This is a genomic window from Bacilli bacterium, from assembly GCA_036381315.1.
In the GTDB taxonomy this organism is placed as follows: Bacteria; Bacillota; Bacilli; order Paenibacillales; family KCTC-25726; genus DASVDB01.
Window position 1 is genome coordinate 1 of record DASVDB010000182.1, and the last position, 8,199, is coordinate 8,199.

At 53.2% G+C, this 8,199-nt stretch carries 11 protein-coding genes; all 11 read left to right on the forward strand.

Translation table 11 applies throughout. The features are described from left to right. The coding region (locus VF260_13545) for a biotin/lipoyl-containing protein (GenBank protein ID HEX7058207.1) at positions 1-207 on the forward strand (207 nt) is incomplete at its 5' end. Between the two features lie 33 nt (positions 208-240). Then, positions 241-1,599 (forward strand): acetyl-CoA carboxylase biotin carboxylase subunit, encoded by a 1,359-nt coding sequence (gene accC, locus VF260_13550; GenBank protein HEX7058208.1) that lies wholly within the window; start codon positions 241-243, stop codon positions 1,597-1,599. Positions 1,600-1,679: 80 nt separating this feature from the next. Then, on the forward strand, positions 1,680-2,093 hold the full coding sequence (locus VF260_13555; protein ID HEX7058209.1) for an Asp23/Gls24 family envelope stress response protein: 414 nt from the start codon (positions 1,680-1,682) through the stop codon (positions 2,091-2,093). 88 nt (positions 2,094-2,181) lie between these two features. Further along, positions 2,182-2,739, forward strand: a complete 558-nt coding sequence (gene amaP, locus VF260_13560; protein ID HEX7058210.1) for an alkaline shock response membrane anchor protein AmaP — start codon at positions 2,182-2,184, stop codon at positions 2,737-2,739. A gap of 14 nt (positions 2,740-2,753) precedes the next feature. Further along, positions 2,754-2,978 carry a DUF2273 domain-containing protein gene (locus VF260_13565; protein ID HEX7058211.1) on the forward strand — a complete coding sequence of 75 codons (225 nt, stop codon included), beginning with the start codon at positions 2,754-2,756 and terminating at the stop codon, positions 2,976-2,978. Positions 2,979-3,110: 132 nt separating this feature from the next. After that, positions 3,111-3,560 carry a transcription antitermination factor NusB gene (gene nusB / locus VF260_13570; GenBank protein ID HEX7058212.1) on the forward strand — a complete coding sequence of 150 codons (450 nt, stop codon included), beginning with the start codon at positions 3,111-3,113 and terminating at the stop codon, positions 3,558-3,560. Positions 3,561-3,591: 31 nt separating this feature from the next. After that, on the forward strand, positions 3,592-4,428 hold the full coding sequence (gene folD / locus VF260_13575) for a bifunctional methylenetetrahydrofolate dehydrogenase/methenyltetrahydrofolate cyclohydrolase FolD (protein ID HEX7058213.1): 837 nt from the start codon (positions 3,592-3,594) through the stop codon (positions 4,426-4,428). A gap of 20 nt (positions 4,429-4,448) precedes the next feature. Then, positions 4,449-5,810 carry an exodeoxyribonuclease VII large subunit gene (gene xseA / locus VF260_13580; protein HEX7058214.1) on the forward strand — a complete coding sequence of 454 codons (1,362 nt, stop codon included), beginning with the start codon at positions 4,449-4,451 and terminating at the stop codon, positions 5,808-5,810. Continuing rightward, on the forward strand, positions 5,807-6,049 hold the full coding sequence (gene xseB / locus VF260_13585; GenBank protein HEX7058215.1) for an exodeoxyribonuclease VII small subunit: 243 nt from the start codon (positions 5,807-5,809) through the stop codon (positions 6,047-6,049). Before xseA ends, xseB begins: the two co-directional genes overlap by 4 nt. 3 nt (positions 6,050-6,052) lie before the next feature. After that, entirely contained in the window at positions 6,053-6,958 is a 906-nt protein-coding gene (locus VF260_13590; protein HEX7058216.1) for a farnesyl diphosphate synthase, read from the forward strand. Positions 6,959-7,714: 756 nt separating this feature from the next. After that, on the forward strand, positions 7,715-8,199 hold a 485-nt coding region (locus VF260_13595), incomplete at its 3' end, for a hypothetical protein (protein ID HEX7058217.1).

The window sequence follows — 8,199 nt, forward strand, 5'->3', positions numbered from 1 at the left end:
TTTTACCGCGCGCCGGCTCCCGATGCCGCGCCGTTTGTGGAAATCGGCAGCAAGGTTGGCGAGAAATCGGTCGTGTGCATCATCGAAGCAATGAAACTGATGAACGAAATCGAAGCGGAAGTGACCGGCGAAATTGTCGACATTCTGGTGGAAAACGGCCAATTGGTGGAATTCGGACAACCGTTGTTTGTGGTGAAAACGGAATAGTCGGCGGCCCATTAGTTTGGAGGAGCAGGATATATGAAGTTTCAAAAAATACTGATTGCCAACCGCGGCGAAATCGCCGTTCGGATTATTCGCGCCTGCCGCGAACTGGGGATTTATTCCGTTGCCGTTTTTTCCGAAGCGGAGCGGGACGCCTTGCATGTGCGGATGGCGGATGAAGCTTATTGCATCGGACCGGCGCCGTCGAAAGACAGCTACCTGAATTTAACGAATGTGATGAGCGTGGCCACGTTGACGGAAGCCGACGCGATTCATCCCGGTTACGGGTTTCTTGCCGAGAACGCCAATTTTGCGGAAATATGCGAGGCGTGCAATATTGCGTTTATCGGACCGTCTGCGGAAGCGATTGCCAAAATGGGCGACAAGTCGGAAGCGAAGCAGACGATGAGGCGAGCCGATGTTCCGGTCATTCCCGGTTCGGACGGTTTGGTTGCGGATGATGATGAAGCGATCCGCATATGCCGCGAGATCGGCTATCCCGTTCTGATCAAAGCAACGGCGGGCGGCGGCGGAAAAGGGATACGCATCGCCGAGAATGAAGAGCAATTGCTTAAGCAAATGAATGCCGCGCGGCAGGAGGCGGAAAAATCATTCGGAAATGCCGGCGTTTATCTGGAAAAATATTTGACCGGCATGCGCCATGTGGAAATTCAAATACTTGCCGACAAGCACGGAAATGTCGTTCATCTGGGCGAACGCGATTGCTCGATCCAGCGCCGCCGGCAAAAACTGGTCGAGGAAGCGCCCAGCCCGGCGTTAACCCCGGAAATTCGCCGGCGAATGGGCGAAGCCGCCGTGCGCGCCGCCAAAGCGGTCAACTATTCCGGGGCGGGGACGCTGGAATTTTTGCTTGGGCCTGACGGCCATTTTTATTTCATGGAAATGAATACCCGCATACAGGTTGAACACCCGGTAACGGAACTGATTACAAACATTGATATTGTTAAAGAAATGATTTCGATTGCGGAAGGCAATCCGTTGTCATTTACGCAAGATGACGTGAAGTTAAACGGCTGGGCGATCGAATGCCGCGTCAACGCGGAAGACCCCGACCGCAATTTCGCCCCATCCCCGGGAACCATTCAAATGTATTTGCCGCCCGGCGGCTTTGGCGTGCGGGTAGACAGTGCGGTCTACCAGGGCTATTCGATTCCGCCGTTCTACGATTCGATGGTGGCGAAGCTGATCGTCTGGGGCAATACGCGCGATGAGGCGATTGCGCGAATGAAGAGGGCGCTGCAGGAATTTGTCGCGGCAGGCGTCAAGACGACGATTCCGTTCCATTTGAAACTGTTGCATCACAACAAATTCGTCAGCGGGGATTTTGACATCAAGTTTCTGGAAGAACATGACATCAACGACCCCGATTCATAATGAAAATTTGCCTTGGTTTGTCATAATGCGCAACAGATGGTATAGTAATAAAGTACAAGCGCTAAAGGAGGTGGATGTTCATGAATATGTTGGCCGCCGATTTTGAAAGGACGGAACTTGGGAACATTCAAATAGCTCCGGAAGTGATCGAAATTATCGCCGGATTGGCGACCATGGAAATCAAAGGCGTGGCCGGCATGAGCGGAGGCATCGCCGGAGGTTTTGCCGAATGGCTCGGGCGCAAAAACCTGGGCAAAGGCGTTAAAGTCGAGGTTGGCGAAAAAGAAGTTGCCGTAGATGTATCCATCATTGTTGAATTCGGCACCCCGATTCCGACGATCGCCGGAGAAATCCAGAAGAACGTCAAACAAGCGATTGCCGCCATGACCGGATTGGAAGTTGTAGAAGTAAACGTGCATGTTCATGATGTACATTTCAAAGGTGTGGATAAATTGCCTGATGAAGAAGGCCAAACCGCGCAACGGGTGAAATAGGCGAACGCAACAACAACTTTGCTCCGCATCCTGCTAACCCCCTACTTTGTCAGGGGGTTTACTCTAGTGAGAGAAAGGGACAAGCCGTATGGGGAAAGTCATTGATCGGGTTTTATTATTGCTTTATAGTATAACGGTGCTGGCTGCCTCAGTAACATTGATGGCATACGGTTTTCATTGGATTCATGCGGATAAAACGCTTGATTTTATCAGCACCGTGTACGAAGATACGAATTCCAGAATCGTTTTGGCTACCGGAGCCGTGTTATTGCTGTTAGTCAGCCTTCGCTTTTTATACATATCGGTTCGCCGGAATTACACAAGCGTTCCGTCTATCGATCAGCGCACGGATTTTGGCGATATCCGCATCTCGCTGGAAACGGTGGAGAATCTTTCGCTGAAATCCGCCGCGCGCATCAAGGGCGTTAAAGATTTGAAAGCAAGGGTAAACGTTTCCGATGCCGGCTTGGAAATTACGATCAGGGCGATTGTGGACGGCGAAAACTCGATCCCGCTGTTAACGGAAGAAGTGCAGCGCCAGGTAAAAGGGCATGTGGAGGAAATTACGGGTGTACCGGTAGCGTTCGTTTCCGTATATGTGGCGAATATTATCCAATCACACACGTTCAAAAGCCGGGTTGATTAGAGGTGAGGCTCTTGTTGAACGGTCTTTGGGAACATTATAAAGGCACGATGGTCGGTCTTGGCATCGGCGTCTTCCTGGGGATTATTTATTTGATTTTTGGCTTTTGGGATATGTTGGTATTCGCCTTTCTCGTCGCCGTTGGCGGCCATATCGGGCACAAAATCGATCGCGGTGAAGACGTTTTGCCGCTTAAAGAACTGTCGCATTGGTTATCGGAGAGATGGAACCTGTTTCGCTAGGGGCGCGGGCGATTGCCGGTTGGCCGGTTTGCCGCGCGGCCGTTGCTACCGTGGACGTGCTTCACGGTTTTTTTTTTGTTATACTGCTTAATGATATCAAAATTCAGTCCAAAAGTGGCAGGAGGCTCCAGCATGAAACGCAGACTTGCCCGGGCGATTGCCGTGCAAAGCTTGTACCATATGGAAATGAATGACTCCGGCGTCGAGGCTGCCATTTCCATGGCGATAAATGAAACAAAAGCGGAAAATAGCGACGATGCCGAAAACAATGAACCGATTCCCGAATACTTGCGCGGTTTGGTCGTCGAGACTTGGGGAAAAAAAGCCGTGCTCGACGATTTGCTTTCCGGTTATTTGAAGGGGTGGAAACTGGAGCGTTTGTCGAAAGTGGACCGTCAGATTTTGCGGGTTGCCGCCTATGAAATGTTGTACGGCAAAGATGTGCCGCCGAAAGCGGCGATCAATGAAGCGATCGAACTGGCGAAACATTTTGGCGATGACGAGTCGGGGAAATTCGTCAATGGGGTATTGGGGAACATGCTGAAAGATCTGGATGCAATCAAAGAAAAAATAAACGCATGATCATGAAGTTTAACTTTGGGAGGAAACGGACATGGCGGCAAAAATCATGAATGGAAAAGAAGTGGCGGAAGAGATTCGCGGCAAGCTTAAGCGGGATGTTGCCGATTTGCAGGCGAAAGGCGTAACCCCGGGCTTGACAGTTATTTTGGTCGGGGAAGACCCGGCATCGCAGGTGTACGTGCGCAATAAGGCCCGCGCATGCGAAAAATTGGGAATCGCCTCCACCGTGATCCGCTTGCCGGAGACCGCAACGCAAGCTGAAATTCTGGCGAAAATTGACGAATTGAACCGCGATCAAAACGTGCACGGCATTTTGGTGCAACTGCCGCTGCCGCGGCATATTTCCGAAGAAGCGGTCATAGAGAGCATCGCGCCGGAAAAAGACGTCGACGGTTTTCACCCGATCTCTGCCGGCAGTCTGTTGATCGGCAGCGAACGCGGTTATTTGCCCTGCACCCCTGCCGGCATCATAGAATTGATCAAACGGACGGGAATGGACTTGAACGGAAAACATGCGGTGGTTGTAGGGCGCAGCAATATTGTCGGCAAACCGGTTGCGCTGTTGCTGTTGCGCGAAAACGCGACGGTAACAATATGCCATTCCCGTACGAAACAGTTGGAGGAAATCACGCGGCAGGCTGATGTTCTGGTCGTGGCCGTCGGCAAGCCCGGCCTGATCAAGCGTAGCGGCGTGAAGCCGGGGGCGGTCGTCATTGATGTCGGCTCTCCGGCGGGCGATGTCGACTTTGCCGATGTCGCGCAAGTGGCCGGATATATTACGCCCGTTCCCGGCGGAGTGGGGCCGATGACGATAACCATGCTGCTGAAAAACACCGTGGAAGCCGCCCAAAAAATCGCCGGACGATAATGCGAAAAGAGGCTGTGCAGATGGCTGAACAAAGACGGATTCTCACCGTCAAAGATTTAACCCGCTATATCAAGATGAAATTCGATTCCGACACGCTGCTGCAGGAAGTTTGGGTGCGCGGCGAAATTTCCAATTTCACGCATCATAACAGCGGGCATATGTATTTCACCTTGAAAGATGAAGACAGCAGGGTAAAATGCGTCATGTTCGCGACCCATAATCAGCGGCTCGGCTTCATCCCGAAAAACGGCGGCAACGTACTGGCGCGCGGCAGCATATCGGTATACGAACGCGACGGCCAATACCAATTTTATGTGACGCATATGCAACCGGACGGCATCGGCAATTTGTATTTGGCTTATGAGCAGTTGAAACAACGGCTGGAGGCGGAAGGATTGTTCGCGCCTGAGCGCAAACGCCCGTTGCCGCGATTTCCCCGCGCGGTCGGCGTGATTACTTCTCCGACCGGGGCGGCTGTCCGGGATATCATCACCACTTTGCAGCGGCGTTATCCGGCTGTCCCCATTTTGCTTTTTCCGGTGCATGTGCAAGGTGAGCTTGCGCCGCCGTCCATTGTGAAAGCGATTGAAGAAATGAACCGGCTTGGCGAAGTGGATGTGCTGATCATAGGCAGGGGAGGCGGCTCTATCGAGGAATTATGGGCATTTAATGAGGAAAGTGTGGCGCGCGGCATAGCGGCTTCCCGCATTCCCGTCATATCCGCGGTGGGGCATGAAACCGATTTTACGATCGCCGATTTTGTCGCCGATGTGCGCGCGGCAACGCCTACCGCCGCCGCGGAGCTTGCCGTTCCGCAGCATGTGGAGCTGCGGGAGCGCCTGCACCGCCTGAAATATGAGTTGCGGCAAAATCTGAGCGCGCTACTTTCGCGCAAACGGGATGAGCTCGAGCGGCTGCGGCGCGCGCCGCAACTTATGAACCCGATGCGGCAGCTATTGCAGCCGAAAGAAAGACTGGATCGGGCGACCGAACAATTGATCTATAAAATCCGCGGAAAAATGTTTACCGCGCGCCGGCAAATGGACGCGTGGGAACGCCGCATCTCCCGCCAACATCCCGGTGAGCGGCTTTCCCTGGCCAGGGAAAAAGTCGCGGCGCGCAAAAAAGAGCTGCCGCGATTGATGAAGCAGCTGTGCGCGGAAAAGCGGACACGGACAAGCGCCCTAATCCGCCAACTGGATGCGCTTAGCCCGCTGAAAGTAATGGATCGCGGTTACAGCCTGGTATATGCAAATGATGGCCGGACATTGGTCAAATCAATCAACGGCGTTGCCCCCGGCGACATTGTCAGCGTGCGGCTGGCGGATGGCAATATGCGCTGCGAGGTATTAACGCGGCATGGGGAAGGGGAACAGGCATGAGCACTGAACAAATCAGTTTTGAAGAAGCTTTGCAGCGATTGGAACAATTGGTCGGCAAGCTTGAAGACGGGAACATTCCGCTGGAAGAGGCGATCGAGTTGTTTCAGGAAGGAATGCGTCTGTCGGCATTTTGCACGGAAAAGCTTGATCATTTTGAACGAAAAATTGAGATCCTGATTGAAGAAGAAGGCGGTATGCACAAACGGCCGTTTCAGTCGACAGACGGCAAGGAGGAATAAGCTGTGGCCGAACCGCAAACTTTGGCGGAATTTCGAAAACATTACGCGGAACGGATCAACCGGGAACTTGCCGGCTGTTTTCCCCGGGATTGGGGAGTGCCGCCCCGATTGCATGAGGCGATGCAGTATTCGCTGATGGCCGGCGGCAAACGGTTGCGCCCCCTGTTGACCCTGGCGGCCGCCGAAGCGCTCGGCGAATCTGCCGAAGCGGCGATTTTCCCCGCTTGCGCGATCGAAATGATTCATACCTATTCGCTCATTCATGACGATTTGCCGGCTATGGACAATGACGATTATCGCCGGGGCAAGCCGACCAACCACAAAGTTTTTGGCGATGCGATGGCGATATTAGCCGGCGACGGGTTATTGACGCACGCGTTTTTTGTGGCGGCGCAAACGTCGCGGCATTTTCCCCTGCCTGCCGAGCGGGTGCTTGCGATTTTGCGGGAGCTTTCCGTGTATGCCGGAGCAAAAGGCATGGTCGGCGGCCAGGCGTTGGATATGAACGGGGTGCAAGGGGTCACCACGCTTGAGGAGCTGGAGTTGATTCATTTGCGCAAAACCGGCGATATGATCGTCTGCGCGCTGAAGATCGGCGGACATGTCGCGCAAGCGAGCGAGCGGGAAATGGCGGCGCTGGAGCGTTATGGGTACGATCTCGGGCTGGCGTTTCAAATTCAGGACGACATTCTCGATATTACCGGCGATTTCGCCAAGCTCGGAAAAAGCGCAAAAAGCGACGAGAAGTCCGGCAAAGTCACATATCCGTATTTTCTTGGCCTGGAAAGAAGCAAACGGAAAGTCGCGGAGTTGATCGAGCGGGGCAAGGAGGCCATCCGCGCGGCCGAATTTCCCAAGCCCGGGCGGCTTCTGGAAATTGCCGATTATGTGGCTTGCCGCGACCGGTGAAGCTCCTGGCATGGATGGCAGCAGGCTGGCTGCCGCGCCAATGCAATTTCATTGAGCGCATATTTGCGGATATGATATAATGAAAGCAATTAATGAGTGGTGCAGTATTCTAGTCGATCCACCATTTCTGAAGGCGGGCCTAAAAATTCGCCAAAGGGCACATCGATGAAGTTCCTGGTGTTGGCTTTAGACGCCCAGTCTGGGGCTGATGCTGGGAGTTAAGGAAGTAGGGCGATCCACAATGGCATGTGGGCGTTGACCCTGCCTCCGCGGAGGCCCAAGTATGTGGCTGCACCGCTTTTGCGGCGGAAGCTACGGCTTGGGGTATGAACCTGCATGATCGGGTCGCTTTCGTTTTGGATGAGACCTGCGTGCAGCGTAGCCTGCCTTGAGTGGGCAAGAAGGGATTATAGATGGTAGGAATTTATTTTTTCGGCCAAAAAAATAAATTCCGGATGCTATATGAAATCTTGCTTGCAAAAGAGGCTAAGAGATGGTCAAGGATTGTCGGGGAAAACCCCTAGACTGTTCAGCAATGAGGCTTATTGAGGATTATAGTGTGGACTGAGTGGTAATCCAGTCTGATATCCGGCGACGGACACAAGCCGCGCTTAAAGGGAAACCGCCTCTTCGGCGACGTGGGGGCGCGCGGTTGGGAAAACCTACTGGACCTAAGCCACAGCATTTACTCAGTAAGCTGCCACTCGTTCTATCCACATGCCAAACCGGCATGATGAAGGAGTTCATATAGGCACAATGAAATATTCTTTACGCCACTCCATGAAATGGAGTATTTTTATATCGGCAGCCACTTTCCTGTTGGCATGCGGCTTCTCCGTCGCTTCCACGATTCTTTTGGAAGGGGTTGCCTGGGGCGCTGGAATGTTGATTGTCCTTGGGTTAATGTTAGTCGGAATTATTTTCGATATGATGGGGATTGCGTCCACAGCCGCCGAAGAGACTCCTTTTCACGCGATGGCCGCAGAGCGCGTTCCCGGAGCCAAACAATGCATATACATCGTCAGGAACGCCGACCGTTTCTCCAGCTTTTGCAATGATGTAATCGGTGACATTTCCAGCATTATCAGCGGCGCAGCCAGCGCTTTGGTCGTTTTGAAGCTGATGGCGTCGATCGGCGCGGAGCATTCCGCCTGGTATACCGCGGTGAGCGTTGTATTCAGCGCGCTTGTGTCAGCCGGAACAGTGGGCGGCAAAGCGCTTGGCAAATCGTATTCCATCCA